Raw genomic sequence first — 18,373 nt, 5'->3', positions numbered from 1 at the left:
TTTACTGTCCTGTTGCCTGCTTGATAACATCTTCAGAAACACTTTTTGGCACTTCTTCGTAATGATCGAAGAACATGGAATACGTTCCGCGGCCCTGCGTGTTGGAACGAAGAGTCGTGGCGTACCCAAACATCTCAGCAAGCGGTACAAATGACCGGATAACCTGAGAGTTGCCTCGTGCTTCCATACCGTCTACACGGCCACGGCGGGATGTTACATCACCCATAACGTCGCCCATGTATTCTTCTGGAACCACGATATCTACTTTCATTAACGGTTCAAGCAGTACCGGCTTACATTTTTGCTTTGCTTCACGCAGAGCCATGGAAGCCGCAACTTTAAATGCCATCTCGTTAGAGTCGACATCGTGATAGGAACCGTCAAAAAGAGTAGCTTTTACGTCGATAACCGGATAACCGGCGAGCATACCGCTTTGAAGGGACTCTTCAATACCGGACTGCACGGAAGGTACATACTCACGAGGTACCACACCACCGACGATTTTGTTTACAAATTCAAAGCCGGCGCCTTCTTCGTTTGGCTCAAATTTCACCCAAACGTGTCCGTACTGACCGCGTCCACCGGACTGACGTACGAATTTACCTTCGCAGTTAGCTTCCTGGCGGATTGTTTCACGATAGGATACCTGAGGGGCACCTACAGTCGCTTCTACTTTGAATTCCCGTTTTAAACGGTCAACGATAATGTCAAGGTGAAGCTCACCCATACCTTTGATGATCGTTTGTCCGGTTTCTTCGTCTGTTTCTGTCTGGAAGGTCGGATCCTCTTCTGCAAGCTTTCCGAGAGCGATACTCATTTTGTCATGGTCCGCTTTCGACTTCGGCTCTACAGAAAGGGAAATAACCGGTTCAGGGAAGTCCATCGATTCAAGCACGATGTTGTCTTTTTCTGCCACAAGTGTGTCACCGGTGCTCGTATCTTTCAAACCGACGCCCGCTGCAATATCACCGGCATATACCGTTGAAATTTCTTCACGGGAGTTTGCGTGCATTTGAAGAATACGGCCGACGCGCTCACGTTTATCTTTCGTGGAGTTTTTGACGTACGACCCGGAACTGAGTGTACCAGAATATACACGGAAGAAAGTCAGCTTACCGACATAAGGGTCTGTGGCCACTTTGAAGGCCAGTGCAGAGAACTTCCCGTTGTCGTCTGCCGGGCGCTCTTCCTCTTCTTCCGAATCCGGATATTTACCTTTAATAGCAGGAACATCCAATGGAGATGGAAGATAGTCGAGAACAGCGTCGATCATAAGCTGAACGCCTTTGTTTTTAAAGGCAGAACCACAAAGTACTGGATAAAACTCAACGTTCAGTGTTCCTTTACGGATTGCCAGTTTGAGTTCTTCATTTGTGATTTCTTCTTCTTCAAGGTATTTCATCATAAGATCTTCATCGAGTTCTGATACAGCTTCCACCAGCTTCTGGCGGTACTCCTGTGCCTGTGCCTGATACTCTTCCGGAATTTCACGCGCTTCCGCACGGGTTCCGAGATCATCAAGGTAGTAGTAAGCCTGCATTTCGATAAGATCAATAATTCCTTCAAAATCATCCTCAGCACCGATCGGAAGCTGAATTGCCTGAGCATTCGCGCCGAGACGCTCTGTCAGTGTGCTTAAGGAATAAACAAAATCCGCGCCTACCTTGTCCATTTTGTTAACGAAAACAATACGTGGAACATGGTAGGTAGTTGCCTGGCGCCATACAGTTTCTGTCTGCGGCTCCACGCCGGACTGCGCATCCAATACAGCAACAGCTCCGTCAAGTACACGCAGGGAACGCTCTACCTCTACGGTAAAGTCTACGTGGCCAGGAGTGTCGATGATATTGATACGGTGGTTTTTCCATTGGGCTGTCGTCGCAGCGGAGGTGATAGTAATACCACGCTCTTGTTCCTGCGACATCCAGTCCATTTGAGAAGCACCTTCATGGGTTTCACCAATTTTATGGATACGACCCGTGTAATAAAGGATACGCTCTGTTGCTGTCGTTTTACCAGCATCAATGTGAGCCATGATTCCAATATTACGGGTTTTTTCCAAGGAGAATTCACGTGCCATGGACTTTCTTTCTCCTTCCATTCATCAAAGTAGTATTTTCCGCGGTAGTGCTTACCAGCGGTAGTGAGCAAACGCTTTGTTTGCTTCAGCCATACGATGAGTATCTTCACGACGCTTAACAGCAGATCCTGTGTTGTTGGAAGCATCAAGAATTTCATTTGCAAGACGCTCTTCCATGGTTTTTTCTCCACGAAGACGAGCGTAGCTCACGATCCAACGAAGTGCCAGAGTCGTACGACGGTCTGGTTTAACTTCAATTGGAACCTGATAGTTAGCTCCCCCTACACGGCGGGCTTTTACTTCCAATACAGGCATAACGTTTTTCATAGCCTGATCAAAAACTTCCATCGGCTCCTGACCGGAACGCTCCTGCACGAGGTTAAATGCTCTGTATAGGATATTTTGCGCTTTTCCTTTTTTACCATCATTCATTACACGGTTGATCATGCGTGTAACAAGCTTGGAGTTATAAATAGGATCAGGCAGAACATCACGGCGTGGTGCTGGTCCTTTACGAGACATAAATCCTCCTCCTTTCTTTATATTATGAACGAGCTGTTATTATTTCTTTTTCTTCCCGCGCTTGGTTCCGTATTTGGAACGGCTTTGCATACGGTTTTGTACACCGGCAGTATCAAGAGCACCACGAACAACGTGATAACGCACACCAGGAAGGTCCTTAACACGGCCTCCACGGATCAATACTACGCTGTGCTCCTGGAGATTGTGACCAATACCAGGAATGTATGCTGTAACCTCGATTTGGTTAGTCAGGCGCACACGTGCGTACTTACGAAGAGCCGAGTTTGGTTTCTTCGGGGTAAGTGTGCCTACACGAGTACATACACCACGTTTCTGCGGAGCATTTTGATCTGTTGGGACTTTACGCAAGCTATTGTAACCTCGGTTCAATGCCGGAGAGTCAGTCTTTTTAGTCTTCATCTGACGGCCTTTACGAACCAGCTGATTAATAGTTGGCATAGTTGTTTTCCTCCTTTCCGACTAAGTTATTTCAAGACCACCGTTCCAGGTGGTTCATTGATAAGCAAAATGAAAGTTTTTGCCGATGAGATCCGAAATCCCACCAGCAAAAACTCGTTATTGCTTTTTTAAAGCGATCGTAGCCGCTCCTACATCAATTCCGCAAGCTTTTCCAAGTTTTTTCATCGAATCGACAAACTGGATGGAAACACTGCTTTCATTTGCAGCTTTAAGAATACGCTGCTGAATTTCTACAGCGGCATCTTCTGCCACAATGATTTCGGAAGCTGTGCCATGTTCAATCGCTTTAAGCGTTTGTTTAGTTCCAATTAAAACTTCGTCAGCCTGTGTTACTTTTTCATAAGACATCATTCATCCTCCAAAGCACAGGAGCTTAACGCACCTTAGATAGCATATCACCGCGTTTTTGCGATGTCAACACTATTTCATTCCGACGAATATACTTCTTCGCCCGATTCCTGCATTTCCTGAACAGCTTCTTCCGGGAGAACCTGTTCGAGGCTGCGGTAACGCTGCATGCCTGTACCGGCCGGAACCAGTTTCCCGATAATAACGTTTTCTTTCAGACCTAAAAGCTCGTCGCGTTTGCCGCGAATAGCTGCGTCCGTAAGAATTCTTGTCGTTTCCTGGAACGAAGCGGCCGAAAGGAAGGAGTCTGTTTCAAGCGATGCTTTCGTAATACCAAGAATGACCGGCTGACCGACGGCTGGCTGATGGTGTTTTTGAAGTGCTTCACGGTTTGCTTTTTCAAACGCATGCACTTCCACCAGACTGCCAGGCAGAGCATCTGTATTACCGGAATCAGTAATCCGGATTTTACGGAACATTTGACGGACCATTACTTCAATGTGCTTGTCGCCAATTTCAACGCCCTGCATGCTGTATACCTTCTGAACTTCTTTCAGAAGATACTGCTGTACCTGGTCGAGTCCGGTTACTTTCAACAGTTCTTTCGGATCGATCGAACCTTCAGTAAGAGCCTGGCCGACTTCCACCTGATCTCCTACTCCTATGCGGAGACGGGCACCATAAGGAGTTGTATAGGAGCGGCTTTCAAGCGCGCCCTGCACCGTAACTTCTTTTTTATCCGTCAGATCTTTCACATCGACAATTTCGCCGGAGAGTTCAGAAATGACAGCCTGACCTTTCGGATTACGGGCTTCAACAAGCTCCTGGATACGAGGAAGACCCTGGGTAATGTCATCCCCGGCTACCCCGCCTGTGTGGAACGTACGCATTGTAAGCTGCGTACCCGGTTCACCGATAGACTGGGCAGCAATGATTCCTACTGCTTCGCCCACTTCAACGTCGGCTCCTGTAGCAAGGTTACGGCCGTAGCATTTTTTGCAGACGCCGTGATGCGTATCGCACGTAAAGACAGAGCGGATAACGACTTTTTCGACGCCGGCTTCTTCAATAATACGGGCCGAATCTTCATTCAGAAGCTCGCCTTTTTGAGCCAGTACTTCGTTCGTTTCAGGATGACGCACTGTTTCAAAGGCTACACGGCCGATAAGGCGGTCCTGAAGTTTTTCAATGATTTCGTTACCTTCACGAAGCGTTGCTACCGCAAGTCCGCGGTCAGTACCACAGTCATCCTCACGGATGATAACGTCCTGGGCCACGTCCACAAGACGACGGGTCAGATAACCCGAGTCGGCAGTTTTAAGCGCTGTGTCGGCAAGACCTTTACGCGCACCGTGCGTGGAAATAAAGTATTCAAGTACAGTAAGTCCTTCACGGAAACTTGATTTAATCGGAAGCTCGATGATTCGTCCGGATGGATTGGCCATCAGTCCGCGCATACCTGCAAGCTGGGTAAAGTTCGATGCGTTACCACGGGCACCGGAGTCACTCATCATAAAGATAGGGTTTCTTATATCAAGCGTACCCATAAGTTTTTCCTGAATGACGTCTTTGGCGCTGCCCCAAATACTGATAATTTTATCGTAGCGCTCTTCTTCGGTAATCAAACCGCGTCGGAACTGTTTCATTACCCGCGAAACCTGTTCCTCGGAATCCGTCAGCACGTCCTGCTTATCCGGAAGTACAACAATATCCGAAATACCAACAGTAATACCTGCTTTTGTAGAGTAATGGAAGCCAAGATCCTTCATACGGTCAAGCATTTTCGACGTTTCGATGATCTGGAAGTTCTTAAATACCGCTGCGATGATATCCCCCAGGAAGCCTTTTTTAAATGGCTGTATGAGTTCGCGGTTTTTAAATTCTTCTTTTACATCTGTTGTGCTCGGTACTACATATTTTTCCGGGAGCTCCTGTTCAAGGTTCAATGCTGTCGGCTCGTTCACGTAAGGGAACGATGTCGGCAGAATTTCATTGAAAATGAGCTTTCCTGGTGTCGTTAAGACGAGCTTGCTCATCTCTTCTTCACTGAAATTCGTTTTATTTAACGCACGGACAGGCAGAGCAATCCGGGTATGCAGATGCACATAGCCGTTTTGGTAGGCAGTGAGCACTTCTTTTATATCGTTAAAGGTAGAACCTTCACCCATCGCATTTTCACGCTCAAGTGTCAGGTAATAGTTTCCAAGCACCATGTCCTGGGAAGGTGTAACAACCGGCTTGCCATCCTTAGGGTTCAGGATGTTCTGCGCTGCAAGCATGAGCACCCGGGCTTCTGCCTGCGCTTCTGCCGAAAGCGGCACGTGTACAGCCATCTGGTCTCCGTCAAAGTCGGCGTTATACGCTGTACATACGAGCGGGTGAAGCTTGATGGCGCGCCCTTCGACCAGCGTCGGTTCAAACGCCTGAATACCAAGGCGGTGAAGCGTTGGAGCACGGTTTAAAAGAACCGGATGTTCGCGGATAACGTCTTCAAGCACATCCCACACTTCCGGATGCACGCGTTCTACTTTCCGCTTTGCGCTCTTAATGTTGTGTGCCAGACTCCGGTTCACGAGTTCTTTCATTACAAACGGCTTGAAGAGCTCAAGAGCCATTTCTTTAGGAAGCCCGCACTGATACATTTTCAGGCTTGGCCCGACCACGATAACAGAACGACCAGAATAGTCAACACGTTTACCGAGAAGGTTCTGACGGAAACGTCCCTGCTTCCCTTTAAGCATGTGAGAAAGAGATTTTAGCGGACGATTTCCGGGACCGGTAACTGGACGGCCGCGGCGCCCGTTGTCGATCAGGGCGTCGACAGCTTCCTGAAGCATCCGTTTTTCGTTTTGTACGATGATGCTCGGTGCTCCCAGATCAAGAAGACGCTTCAAACGATTGTTCCGGTTAATCACACGACGGTACAGATCGTTCAGATCAGAGGTTGCAAACCGGCCGCCATCAAGCTGAACCATTGGACGTATTTCCGGAGGAACAACCGGGAGCACGTCGAGAATCATCCATGCTGGATGGTTGCCAGAGTGACGGAACGCTTCAAGTACTTCCAGACGCTTGATCGCGCGAGTGCGGCGCTGTCCCTGTGCTGTTTCGAGTTCACCTTTTAGGCCGTGCACTTCTTTTTCAAGGTCAATATCCTGAAGAAGCTTGCGGATGGCTTCTGCACCCATTTGAGCAGAGAAGGTTTTGCCGTACTTATCGTAATATGCACGGTACTCTCGTTCGGAAAGCAGCTGCTTGTATTCAAGCGGCGTCTCCCCTGGCTCCGTTACTGTATAAGAAGCAAAATAAATAACTTCTTCGAGCGAGCGCGGGGACATATCAAGAACAAGTCCCATACGGCTCGGAATACCTTTAAAGTACCAAATATGAGATACCGGAGCTGCAAGCTCGATGTGGCCCATGCGTTCCCGGCGCACTTTCGAACGAGTAACTTCCACTCCGCATCTGTCACAGACTACGCCTTTATAGCGAATACGCTTGTATTTGCCGCAGTGGCATTCCCAGTCTTTTGTCGGACCAAAAATACGTTCGCAGAACAGCCCGTCTTTTTCCGGTTTTAACGTCCGGTAATTGATCGTTTCTGGCTTTTTCACTTCGCCGTGTGTCCAGGAACGAATTTTTTCCGGAGAGGCAAGTCCAATTTTCATATATTCAAAGTTATTGACGTCTATCAAGAGGTCGACCTCCCTTTCGATCTATAAAGGTGGCATGGCTGAAAGAGGGACAAGAGGTGCCTACAAAAGCTGATAAGCTTTTAATTAGACACCCCGTGTTCTCCATTTTACCGATGAGACCTTATGCGTTTTCCGAGGACTCGAGTCTAAGATTCAAGTTATCTCCGGGTTGTTCATCTTCATCATCGAGTTCTTTCATCTCGATTTCCTCTTCATTGCTCGAAAGCATTTTCACGTCCATCCCAAGGCTTTGAAGCTCTTTAATCAGAACTTTAAACGACTCGGGAACGCCAGGTTCCGGCACATTTTCCCCTTTAACAATCGCTTCGTACGTCTTCACACGACCGACAACGTCGTCGGATTTCACTGTGAGAATTTCCTGCAGCGTATAAGCTGCACCATACGCTTCAAGCGCCCATACTTCCATTTCTCCGAAACGCTGGCCGCCGAACTGGGCTTTACCACCAAGCGGCTGCTGGGTAACGAGGGAGTAAGGCCCGGTTGAACGGGCGTGAAGCTTGTCGTCAACCATGTGGGCAAGCTTGATCATATACATGACCCCGACCGAAATACGGTTGTCAAAGGTTTCCCCTGTACGCCCGTCATACAATACGGTTTTTCCGTCCCGGGCGAGACCGGCTTCCTGAATGGTTTCCCACACGTCTTCTTCACGGGCACCGTCAAACACCGGTGTCGCCATGTGAAGGTTCAGGGAACGGGCCGCCATGCCGAGGTGCATTTCAAGAACCTGTCCGATGTTCATACGAGAAGGCACCCCGAGAGGGTTCAGCATGAGATCAATCGGTGTTCCGTCCGGCAGGTAAGGCATATCTTCCTCTGGAAGAATACGCGAAATAACACCTTTGTTTCCGTGACGGCCGGCCATTTTATCCCCTTCGTGAATCTTACGCTTCTGCACGAGGTACACCCGGACAAGCTGATTCACTCCTGGCGGAAGTTCATCTCCGTCTTCACGGTTAAAGATTTTTACGTCGAGTACAATACCGTCTGCGCCGTGGGGAACACGAAGCGAAGTATCCCGTACTTCACGGGCTTTTTCCCCAAAGATCGCGTGAAGCAGACGTTCCTCTGCGGAAAGCTCTGTCATGCCTTTTGGCGTTACTTTCCCGACAAGAATGTCGCCATCCTTCACTTCCGCACCGACACGGATAATACCGCGGTCATCCAGATCCTTCAGCGCTTCTTCGCCGACGTTTGGAATGTCACGGGTGATTTCTTCCGGTCCGAGCTTAGTATCGCGGGCTTCTGACTCGTATTCATCGACGTGAATGGAAGTATAAACGTCGTCTTTTACTACCCGTTCACTCAGGATAACGGCGTCCTCATAGTTATAGCCGTCCCACGTCATAAAGGCGGTTAATACGTTACGGCCCAATGCCATTTCCCCATTGTCCATCGATGGACCGTCTGCAAGTACTTCGCCTTTTTCTATACGATCCCCGTCTTTTACGATCGGACGCTGGTTGTAGCTTGTTCCCTGGTTAGAACGGACGTATTTCATCATACGGTATTTGTCGATATCAGTTTCGACTTCTTTTCCATCCACATTTTCAATGCGGCGGATCCAGATTTCACGTGCGGACGCCCGCTCAACCACGCCTTTGTGACGTGCGATAATGGCAGCGCCTGAATCTTTTGCTGAAACGTATTCCATCCCGGTACCTACAAGAGGTGCTTCCGGTTCAAGAAGCGGTACTGCCTGACGCTGCATGTTCGCACCCATCAATGCCCGGTTGGAGTCATCGTTTTCAAGGAACGGAATGCACGCTGTCGCAGCAGAAACTGCCTGCTTTGGCGATACGTCCATATAGTCAATTTTTTCTTTTGGAACGATCGTGTTATCCCCGCGGAAACGGGCAATAACTTCATCGTCGGCAAACGTGCCGTCTTCAGCAAGTGAAGCGTTCGCCTGGGCGACTACGTAGTTATCTTCTTCATCGGCAGTAAGGTAGTCACACTGTTCGGTGACCACTCCCGTATCCGGATCTACACGACGGTAGGCAGTTTCGATGAAGCCGAATTTGTTTACCTTGGCGTAGCTTGATAAGGAGTTAATCAAACCGATGTTCGGACCTTCCGGCGTTTCGATCGGACACATACGCCCGTAGTGGGAATAGTGCACGTCACGAACTTCAAAGCCGGCACGTTCACGGGTAAGACCGCCCGGTCCAAGCGCTGACAGACGGCGTTTGTGTGTCAGCTCAGCCAGAGGATTTGTCTGGTCCATAAACTGGGAAAGCTGCGAGCTTCCGAAAAACTCTTTAATGGAAGCAATTACCGGGCGGATATTGATAAGCGCCTGCGGCGTAATGGAGCTTGGATCCTGAATGGACATACGCTCACGTACGACACGTTCCATACGGGAAAGCCCGATACGGAATTGATTTTGAAGCAGCTCCCCGACAGAACGGAGACGACGGTTGCCCAGATGGTCGATATCATCCGTCCGGCCGACACCGTGAAGAAGGTTGAAGAAATAGTTAACCGAAGCAATCATGTCTTCAGGAGTAATATTCTTCGTATCATTATCAATATTTCCGTTACTGATTACGTTAATTTCACGGTCTTCGCCTTGACCGTCATCTGCATAAATCTTAATAGACTGTACGTCCAAATCTGCATCTTCCACCACTCCACCGGAAACGGTGTACCGTTTAAAACCAAGATTGTTTTCCAGGTACGGCATCAGACGGTCCAATGTCCGGCGGTCGAGCATCGTACCCGCTTCAACAATGACCTCTCCCGTTTCTGGATCAGCAAGCGTTTCTGCTAAACGCTGGTTGAATAAACGATTCTGGATATGAAGTTTTTTATTCATTTTATAACGCCCGACGTTTGCGAGATCGTACCGCTTCGGATCAAAGAAGCGCGTGTTTAATAAGCTCTTAGCGCTGTCCACCGTTGGCGGTTCTCCAGGGCGGAGACGTTCATAAATTTCGAGAAGGGCTTTTTCACTGCCTTCTGTGTTATCCTTTTCGAGCGTATTTCGCAGGTACTGGTCTTCACCCAGAAGATCGATAATCTCCTGATCCGAGCCAAACCCAAGCGCACGAAGGAGCACGGTAACCGGAATTTTCCGCGTGCGGTCAATACGAACGTGAACGACGTCTTTTGCGTCTGTTTCAAGCTCGAGCCATGCACCGCGGTTTGGAATAACGGTTGCAGTGTGGCCACGCTTGCCGTTTTTGTCCACTTTATTATTAAAATATACGCTTGGTGAACGTACGAGCTGGGATACGATAACACGCTCAGCACCGTTTATCACAAAAGTACCTGTGTCGGTCATAAGCGGGAAATCACCCATAAATACTTCCTGCTCTTTTACTTCGCCGGTCTCTTTGTTCATCAGGCGAACCTTGACCCGGAGCGGTGCAGAATATGTGGCATCGCGTTCTTTTGATTCATCAATCGGATATTTAGGCTCCCCTAAATTGTAATCGATGAATTCAAGCACCAAGTTTCCGGTAAAATCTTCAATCGGCGAAATGTCCTGGAACATTTCGCGAATACCTTCATCTAGAAACCATTGATAAGAAGCCGTCTGAATCTCAATGAGGTTTGGAAGGTCCAATACTTCATTGATTCGGGCATAGCTTCTCCGCTGGCGGTGACGTCCAAATTGAATAAGTTGACTTGACAACAGATTCACCCCTCAAATCTCGCATGATATCCGCCCGTTTTAAAAACAAGCGTTTTTCCAAGGCAATTATCGGTAATATAGCTAAATAGTGATAAATGCAGAGACGCGTCGTCATGTAGACGGACGGCTCTTTCTGTTCTGATAAAAACGCCTGCGTATCAGAACACAGAGAACAGCCCGCGCACACCTCGTCGTTAAAAAAGCTTCACAAACCGAATAGCCAGTTTGAGAACGTTGATCGCTTCTCCCTGACTTATGTTGATTATCTTAAATGGAATTGTTTTTCCTAATACTTATTACGATCGATTCTCCCATTTCTCATTCGAGTGTGTTAGAATAAGAAGGAATCAAAAGCACAAACGTTCTCGTTGTAGTGGATAAGCTTGCTGTAACCGTGATTCAGCCCAGCCGTGAAGTGGCAAATAGAAAAGAAATGGATGATACTTCTTACGGTATCACCTGATTTAATAAGTAGAATATTACATGTAGTTTGGCGCGTATGGATACTTATACGCATTAAATTATAATACCATATCAAAACAGCACCGTCAACTTCTGATGGTGCTGTTTTATTTATTTACGTGCCCGAAAAATATAATAGCCTTTATTCTTTTTCACATTTTTCACGACCGGAAAAAGCTCATTAAGCTTTTCCTTCGCTGAAGGTGCGCCCTGCTTTTTTTGAATGACAATCCAGCATTCGCCCCCCGGCTTTAGTGCTTCATAAGCTTCTTCGAACAGCCGGTGTACTACTTTCTTTCCGGCCCTGATGGGCGGGTTTGTTAAAACTGCTGCCGCTCCGCCTTTATAGGCGCTAAACAAATCACTCTCCGCCGCCTCTGCGTTATCCAGCTGGTACCGCTGGATATTTTTCTTTGCCAGCTCCACGGCGCGCTGATTGATATCAAAAAGCAGAACGCTTCGGGTGGTTTCTTTGGCGAGAGTAACTCCTACTACGCCGTAACCACAGCCAACATCCACGATGTCCCCGTCTACCTCCGGCCATTCAAAGGTTTCAAGCAGGGTCTCCGTACCAAAATCCACAGTTTGTTTCGAGAAGACTCCGCTGTCTGTAATAAATGACCAGTCTTTTCCCCTAAGCTCTGCATGAATGACTTTCTCGTTGCTCGCCGCGCTTGGATTTGCATGAAAATATTGTTCACCGCTCATAGCATCGCTCCGTTCTAATTATTGGAATATTATCATAGCAGGGCCAGACAGTTTATTGCAACAAAAAACTCACCCGCACAGATGCGGATGAGTTTTATACGAAACTTACTTCAATTCGATAGAAGCGCCTGCTTCTTCGAGTTGACCTTTCATTTCTTCAGCGTCTTCTTTAGATACGCCTTCTTTCAACGTGTCAGGAGCTCCATCTACCAATGCTTTAGCTTCTTTCAAGCCGAGGCCGGTAATTTCGCGGACAACTTTGATGACGTTGATTTTAGAAGAACCAGCGCTTTCGAGTACTACGTCGAATTCTGTTTGCTCTTCCTCAACGACTTCACCGCCGCCACCGCCAGCTGCTACTGGTGCAGCTGCTGTTACGCCGAATTCTTCTTCAATTGCTTTTACTAATTCGTTCAGTTCCAGAACGGACATTTCCTTAATCGCATCAATCATTTCTTGATTACTCATGGATAATCCTCCTCTTAATATTAATATTTAAGCCGATTTAAACGCCGGTTGGTTAGGCGCTCTCTTCTTCTTCTTTTTGCTCTGCCACTGCTTTTGTAGCCAGTGCGAAGTTACGGATTGGCGCCTGCATAACGCTAAGCAGCATAGCCACAAGTCCATCGTGGGATGGAAGGCTTGCCAATTCCTGGATCTGCTCCTGGGAAACAACGCTGCCTTCAATGACACCTGTTTTGATTTCCAGTGCTTCGTGATCTTTAGCGAAGTTGTACAACACTTTCGCAGGTGCTACAGCGTCTTCTTTGCTTGTCGCAATGGCCGTAGGACCTACCAGGTAATCGTTCAACTCGTCCTTCAGATTCACATCTTCTGCTGCACGACGCGCCATTGTATTTTTATATACTTTGAAGTCAACGTCTGCTTCACGAAGCTGCGCACGCAATTCTGTGATTTCCGATACGTCCAGACCGCGATAATCCACCAGTACGGTCGATACGCTGTCTTTCAGCTTAGCCGCGATTTCATCAACAACCGCCTGCTTTTGTTCGATTACTTTGCTCATCCGTTCCACCTCCTGCCATTCTTTATTGTTTGCCGCCTGCAACCGCAGACACAAAAAATCTTCCTGTCCAATTAGCAGACACGAAGACACTACTCCCGTAAAACGCATTAAAGCGTTCAATGTATAGGAATGGTACCTCGGCAGGACGTTTAAGCGCTTTGCACTCCTGCTGTCTGCGGCAACAATATAAAATTGTTGGCTGATCCGTCATTTAGTATAAATGGAAGCAGCACCCGGGTCAAGAGCTTTTTCAAGATCGCCCGGGAGCTGCCGGCAAACAAAGTATTACGGTTTAATTTATGCGAATTTCAACGACGAAGTGCTTACTTTTACGCCAGGACCCATGGAAGTCGTTACAGCAACGCCTCTCATGTACGTTCCTTTAGCAGCTGCCGGCTTTGCTTTTTGAAGCGCTTCGGCAACCGTGTTGAAGTTTTCCACCAGGCTTGCAGTATCAAAGGATACTTTGCCGATTGGCGCATGGATGTTACCGGACTTATCGACACGGTATTCCACTTTACCCGCTTTAATTTCTTCAACAGCTTTTGTAACGTCCATTGTAACCGTACCAGTTTTCGGGTTAGGCATAAGGCCTTTCGGTCCGAGGGTACGGCCCAATTTCCCTACCTGGGCCATCATGTCAGGAGTGGCTACTACTGCATCAAAGTCAAACCAGCCTTGCTGCACGCGGTTCACCAGATCTTCTTCTCCTACATAATCAGCGCCGGCTGCTTCTGCTTCCTGAGCTTTTTCGCCCTTAGCAAAAACAAGCACGCGCTGGCTTTTTCCTGTTCCGTTTGGAAGTACAATCGCGCCACGGATCTGCTGATCGTTTTTACGCGGATCAATTCCAAGACGAAACGCCACTTCTACCGTTGCATCAAAGTTTACGATCGATGTTTTCTTCGCAAGCTCAATCGCCTCTTCAGCATTGTACTGCTGCTCCTGGTCGATGAGCTGCGCCGCCTCGCGGTATTTTTTACCTCTTTTAGGCATTGTTTTTCCTCCTTGTTGTGGTTTAACGGTAAGACCTCCCACTAGTAAAGGTTGCGAGCCGTCCCTTCGGCAAAAGCGTCAGAGGCGTCCACACAACCTTCAGCAAGGCAAATCTTTCAATTAGTCTTCAACGTTTAAGCCCATGCTGCGGGCTGTTCCTTCAACCATACGCATTGCTGAATCAACGTCAGATGCGTTCAAATCCTGCATTTTCGTTTCAGCAATTTCACGAACCTGATCCCGGGTTACTGAACCGACTTTGTTACGGTTAGGCTCACCGGAACCGCCTTTGACTCCAGCTGCTTCTTTAAGAAGTACAGGAGCTGGCGGAGTTTTCGTAATAAAAGTGAACGAACGGTCTTCATAGACACTGATTTCTACAGGAATGATTGTCCCTGTCTGCTCCTGTGTACGAGCGTTGAATTCTTTACAGAATCCCATGATATTCACACCGGCTTGACCAAGCGCTGGGCCTACCGGTGGTGCCGGGTTCGCTTTACCAGCCGGAATTTGAAGTTTAACAACCTTCTCGACTCTTTTAGCCACGCGACACACCTCCTTCGTCCGTGATGTGGTAGCCGGATACAATGTATCCTCCCACTCATTCTAAAACACCATGTGCTTTAGGCTGTGATATCTTTCAATACCAAACAGGATGATTTTATCACCTGCAGCCAAAATAAGCAATAGCTAATTCAAGAGTGGGCGGAAACAATAAGCCGGCTCTAGATTTTTTCTACCTGAGTAAACTCCAGTTCAACCGGGGTTTCGCGGCCAAACATGTTTACATAAACTTTGACCTTCTGCTTTTCTGCATTAATTTCTTCGACCGTGCCAGTGAAATCAGCAAACGGCCCTTCGGTAACCTTCACTGCTTCTTTAAGTTCAAAATCAACCTCTGCCTTTGGTTCCTTCTCGCCCATCTGACCGAGAATAGCATCCACTTCGTCCGGCAGCAGCGGCGTCGGCTTCGACCCAGCTCCTGTCGAACCGATAAACCCGGTTACTCCGGGCGTATTGCGGACTACGTACCAGGAGTCATCTGTCATTACCATTTCAACAATGACATATCCCGGGAAAACCTTTTTGGAGACTGTTTTGCTCTTCCCATTTTTGGTTTCCGTTTCTTCTTCCACAGGTACCAGTACACGGAAAATCTTATCCGTCATCCCCATGGACTCCACCCGTTTTTCCAGGTTTGTTTTTACTTTGTTTTCATAGCCCGAATAAGTATGGACTACATACCAGCTTTTTTCCATATCTAGAGTGGGAGCTAAGTCCCTTCCCTCCTTTATTCCAAACGTTCAATCATTACTACTCTAAAAATACACGAACAAGCTCAGAAAGCCCTAAATCGATAACGGAAAAATAGATCACAAAAAAGATGATAGTCAGTACCGTGACAATCGTATATTTCGTTAGCTCTTTGCGTGTCGGCCATGTAACACGCTTCATTTCCTGCCCTACTTCTTTGAGAAAGCGGATAGGGCTTTTTTTCGTACCCCCAGCCATGCAGCCACCTCCATCAACCGGTGTTTACGGTTATAGAATTATTAATATAAGGTCTCGTACGAACAAAGTATCTGCATCTTTTTCTGCATCGAATGTACCACCAGGCTTCTTTGCCCTGCTTGTTTTCAACCATTAAAAAAACAGCCGCTCCTAAGGGCTCTGCGGTCTGTTTGCTTTAGGTGCACATATATTTCTACCAATATCAATCATAAACAACTTCCCCACTATAATCAAGAAGAAATTGAAGTGCATATAAAAACCGGCGCTCGCGGTAAGCGCCGGTCCCTTCATAATTATTAGTTAGCTGACTGCGTTGGTGCTTTCTTTTTTCCCGGTTTGAACGCTCTGGTAGCGTCCACTGCTTCTTTCCAGCCTTCGTACAGTTCTGTTCTCGTATCTTCATTAATCTGCGGGTCAAATTGTTTCTCTTTTTTCCACTGCTTTTTCACTTCTTCTTTGCTGCTCCAGAAGCCAGTAGCGATCCCCGCTAAATATGCTGCTCCCATCGCAGTTGTTTCAATAACAGCCGGGCGCTCTACGGGCACACCGACAATATCACTTTGGAACTGCATCAGGAAATCATTTGAAACAGCGCCGCCGTCAACACGGAGAGATTTCACTTCAATACCAGAGTCTGTTTCCATTGCGCCGAGAACGTCCTTTGTCTGATACGCAAGCGACTCAAGGGTTGCTCTTACGAAATGCTCTTTTTCCGTTCCGCGGCTGAGTCCGAAAATAGCTCCGCGCGCTTCACTGTCCCAATAAGGAGCACCGAGTCCTACAAATGCCGGTACAAAGTATACACCGTTCGTATCATTGACACGCTCGGCATACTTCTGGCTGTCCGGAGAGTTAGTAAACATCCGAAGACCATCCCGCAGCCACTGAATAGCCGATCCGGCTACGAAAATACTTCCTTCAAGAGCGTATTCAACTTTACCGTCAATTCCCCAGGCAATAGTAGTCAGCAGGCCATTATTTGAAGGCACTGGCTTATCCCCCGTATGCATCAGCATAAAGCAGCCGGTGCCATACGTGTTCTTTGCCATACCTTTTTCAAAGCATGCCTGGCCAAACAGGGCAGCGTGCTGGTCTCCTGCTACGCCGGCAATAGGAACTTCCTGACCAAAGAAGTGGTAGTCCACTGTATTGGCATACACTTCGGAAGAAGAACGCACTTCCGGCAGCATGCTCTTCGGTACGCTAAGCACATCAAGCAGTTCGTCGTCCCACTGTAGATCATAAATATTGTACATAAGCGTCCGGCCGGCATTGGTATAGTCCGTGACATGCGCTTTTCCTCCGGACAGCTTCCAGATGAGCCACGTATCAATGGTACCAAACAGGAGATCTCCGTTATCCGCTTTTTCCCGGGCACCTTCCACATTATCGAGAATCCATTTTACTTTTGTTCCTGAGAAATAAGCATCAATCAGGAGACCGGTTTTATTACGGAACATTTCTCCGTATCCCTGCTCGTTCAGTTCGTTGCAAATATCCATCGTCTGCCTTGATTGCCATACGATGGCGTTATAGACAGGACGGCCAGTGTGCTTGTCCCATACAACCGCTGTTTCACGCTGATTCGTGATCCCAATCGCGTTAATCTCTTCAGCCTGGATATCATTTTCCCCAAGCACCTCTGCAAGGACTGCAAGGACAGAAGTCCAGATTTCCTGGGCGTTATGTTCCACCCAGCCGGATTTTGGGAAGTACTGCTTGAATTCTCTTTGCGCAGTGCCTACAATTTCTCCTTCTTTGTTAAAAATAATGGCACGCGAGCTTGTCGTTCCCTGGTCGATTGCTAAAATGTATTTCTTCTCCATCCGCCTCATCTCCTCTTTCGTATATAATTTGTATTAGTTTTTAACTTCAGGGTTGGACATGATTGTTTTTTCGGAACGTTTGCCCATGTAGTACAGGCTTCCCAGGAAAACAGCTACGACAACCGAGTAAATCATTAATGCCATCGCGCCTTCTCCTAAGAAAAACGACCGGTAAACCATTGCACCGAACACACCGCCCGCAGCCGGAGCTACAACTGGAATCCAGGCATAGGACCAGTTGGAATCTCTTTTACCCGGAATCGGCAGCAAAGCGTGCGCAATACGAGGGCCAAGGTCACGGGCCGGGTTGATGGCATATCCTGTCGTACCACCGAGTGAAAGACCGATCGCTACGATTAGAAAGCCGACAATTAACGGGTTCAATCCTTCAGTAAACTGGTTGGCACCAATTCCTAAAATACCGCCGACAAGGACGGCTGTGCCGATGAATTCACTTAAGAAGTTATTAAACCTATTTGGAAGAGCCGGATCGGTCGAAAATACCCCGAGCTTTGTATTCGGGTCATCTGTTTCTTTCCAGTGACCGAGAAAGTGAAGATAAACTACTACGCCGCCTAGTGCAGCACCAATTAATTGAGCAATAATATAGCCTGGAACCTGGGCCCATGCGAATTCCCCAACAGAAGCAAGACCGAGCGTTACAGCCGGGTTAATATGCGCTCCGGAGAACTGGCCTACTGCGTAAACTGCCATTGCCACCGCAAACCCCCACCCAAGTGCTACAACAATCCAGCCTCCGCCCTGAGCTTTTGATTTGTTCAGGCTGATATTGGCAACTACGCCGCCGCCAAAGATAATAAGAATCATCGTACCGATAAGCTCTGCTAAATAAACAGACATTTCTTCTTCCTCCTTTTTTTATTAAAGCTTACTTATCGTCATAACGTTAGGCGGTTCGTCTTATTATTTGTTGCGGCGCCGCAAGACCCAGACCTTTAATCCCGGTTATTTTCCAGAAAAACGCTTTCATAATAATGAATAAAAATTAGCATGAACAACCGGAAATAACCGGGCGAGCCTGAAAAAAGCCGCACA

15 protein-coding genes and 1 other annotated feature are annotated in these 18,373 nt (G+C 47.7%); all 15 genes read right to left on the bottom strand.

Annotated elements, in window-relative coordinates; translation table 11 throughout:
- Position 1: 1 nt before the first annotated feature.
- Positions 2-2,080, bottom strand: coding sequence for an elongation factor G (gene fusA / locus ACTRXG_RS12890; protein ID WP_322527242.1), 2,079 nt, complete (start codon positions 2,078-2,080; stop codon positions 2-4).
- 51 nt (positions 2,081-2,131) lie between these two features.
- Positions 2,132-2,602, bottom strand: a complete 471-nt coding sequence (gene rpsG / locus ACTRXG_RS12885; protein WP_022794464.1) for a 30S ribosomal protein S7 — start codon at positions 2,600-2,602, stop codon at positions 2,132-2,134.
- Between the two features lie 39 nt (positions 2,603-2,641).
- A complete protein-coding gene (rpsL, locus tag ACTRXG_RS12880; protein ID WP_022794463.1) occupies positions 2,642-3,061 on the bottom strand; it encodes a 30S ribosomal protein S12 in 420 nt (139 codons plus the stop codon).
- Between the two features lie 117 nt (positions 3,062-3,178).
- Positions 3,179-3,430 (bottom strand): 50S ribosomal protein L7ae-like protein, encoded by a 252-nt coding sequence (locus tag ACTRXG_RS12875; protein WP_474263638.1) that lies wholly within the window; start codon positions 3,428-3,430, stop codon positions 3,179-3,181.
- Between the two features lie 77 nt (positions 3,431-3,507).
- The gene (gene rpoC, locus ACTRXG_RS12870; RefSeq protein WP_474282601.1) at positions 3,508-7,125 is read right to left on the bottom strand and encodes a DNA-directed RNA polymerase subunit beta'; all 3,618 of its coding nucleotides are present in this window, start codon (positions 7,123-7,125) and stop codon (positions 3,508-3,510) included.
- Positions 7,126-7,246: 121 nt separating this feature from the next.
- Complete coding sequence (gene rpoB / locus ACTRXG_RS12865) at positions 7,247-10,786, bottom strand: DNA-directed RNA polymerase subunit beta (protein ID WP_474263634.1); 3,540 nt, start codon at positions 10,784-10,786, stop codon at positions 7,247-7,249.
- A 573-nt stretch (positions 10,787-11,359) separates the two neighbouring features.
- Positions 11,360-11,956: a class I SAM-dependent methyltransferase gene (locus ACTRXG_RS12860; RefSeq protein WP_474285348.1), complete on the bottom strand. Its 597-nt coding sequence runs from the start codon at positions 11,954-11,956 to the stop codon at positions 11,360-11,362.
- Positions 11,957-12,061: 105 nt separating this feature from the next.
- Positions 12,062-12,424, bottom strand: a complete 363-nt coding sequence (gene rplL / locus ACTRXG_RS12855) for a 50S ribosomal protein L7/L12 (RefSeq protein ID WP_319630636.1) — start codon at positions 12,422-12,424, stop codon at positions 12,062-12,064.
- 52 nt (positions 12,425-12,476) lie between these two features.
- On the bottom strand, positions 12,477-12,983 hold the full coding sequence (gene rplJ, locus ACTRXG_RS12850; protein ID WP_298788738.1) for a 50S ribosomal protein L10: 507 nt from the start codon (positions 12,981-12,983) through the stop codon (positions 12,477-12,479).
- 43 nt (positions 12,984-13,026) lie between these two features.
- Positions 13,027-13,180: a sequence feature (ribosomal protein L10 leader region), on the bottom strand.
- A 100-nt stretch (positions 13,181-13,280) separates the two neighbouring features.
- Entirely contained in the window at positions 13,281-13,979 is a 699-nt protein-coding gene (gene rplA, locus ACTRXG_RS12845) for a 50S ribosomal protein L1 (RefSeq protein WP_474263628.1), read from the bottom strand.
- A 120-nt stretch (positions 13,980-14,099) separates the two neighbouring features.
- Positions 14,100-14,525, bottom strand: coding sequence for a 50S ribosomal protein L11 (gene rplK, locus ACTRXG_RS12840; RefSeq protein ID WP_022794455.1), 426 nt, complete (start codon positions 14,523-14,525; stop codon positions 14,100-14,102).
- A 179-nt stretch (positions 14,526-14,704) separates the two neighbouring features.
- Positions 14,705-15,238, bottom strand: coding sequence for a transcription termination/antitermination protein NusG (gene nusG, locus ACTRXG_RS12835; RefSeq protein ID WP_091616735.1), 534 nt, complete (start codon positions 15,236-15,238; stop codon positions 14,705-14,707).
- 55 nt (positions 15,239-15,293) lie between these two features.
- Positions 15,294-15,491, bottom strand: a complete 198-nt coding sequence (gene secE, locus ACTRXG_RS12830; RefSeq protein WP_474263626.1) for a preprotein translocase subunit SecE — start codon at positions 15,489-15,491, stop codon at positions 15,294-15,296.
- A 296-nt stretch (positions 15,492-15,787) separates the two neighbouring features.
- Positions 15,788-17,317, bottom strand: a complete 1,530-nt coding sequence (gene glpK / locus ACTRXG_RS12825) for a glycerol kinase GlpK (protein ID WP_474285346.1) — start codon at positions 17,315-17,317, stop codon at positions 15,788-15,790.
- Between the two features lie 33 nt (positions 17,318-17,350).
- Positions 17,351-18,178, bottom strand: a complete 828-nt coding sequence (locus ACTRXG_RS12820) for an MIP/aquaporin family protein (RefSeq protein ID WP_474263621.1) — start codon at positions 18,176-18,178, stop codon at positions 17,351-17,353.
- Positions 18,179-18,373: the final 195 nt, after the last annotated feature.

This window comes from Marinococcus sp. LNSP9103-4 (assembly GCF_056034345.1).
The sequence above is the reverse complement of the archived record's forward strand: the minus strand, read 5'-3'. Positions and strand labels throughout refer to the sequence as shown.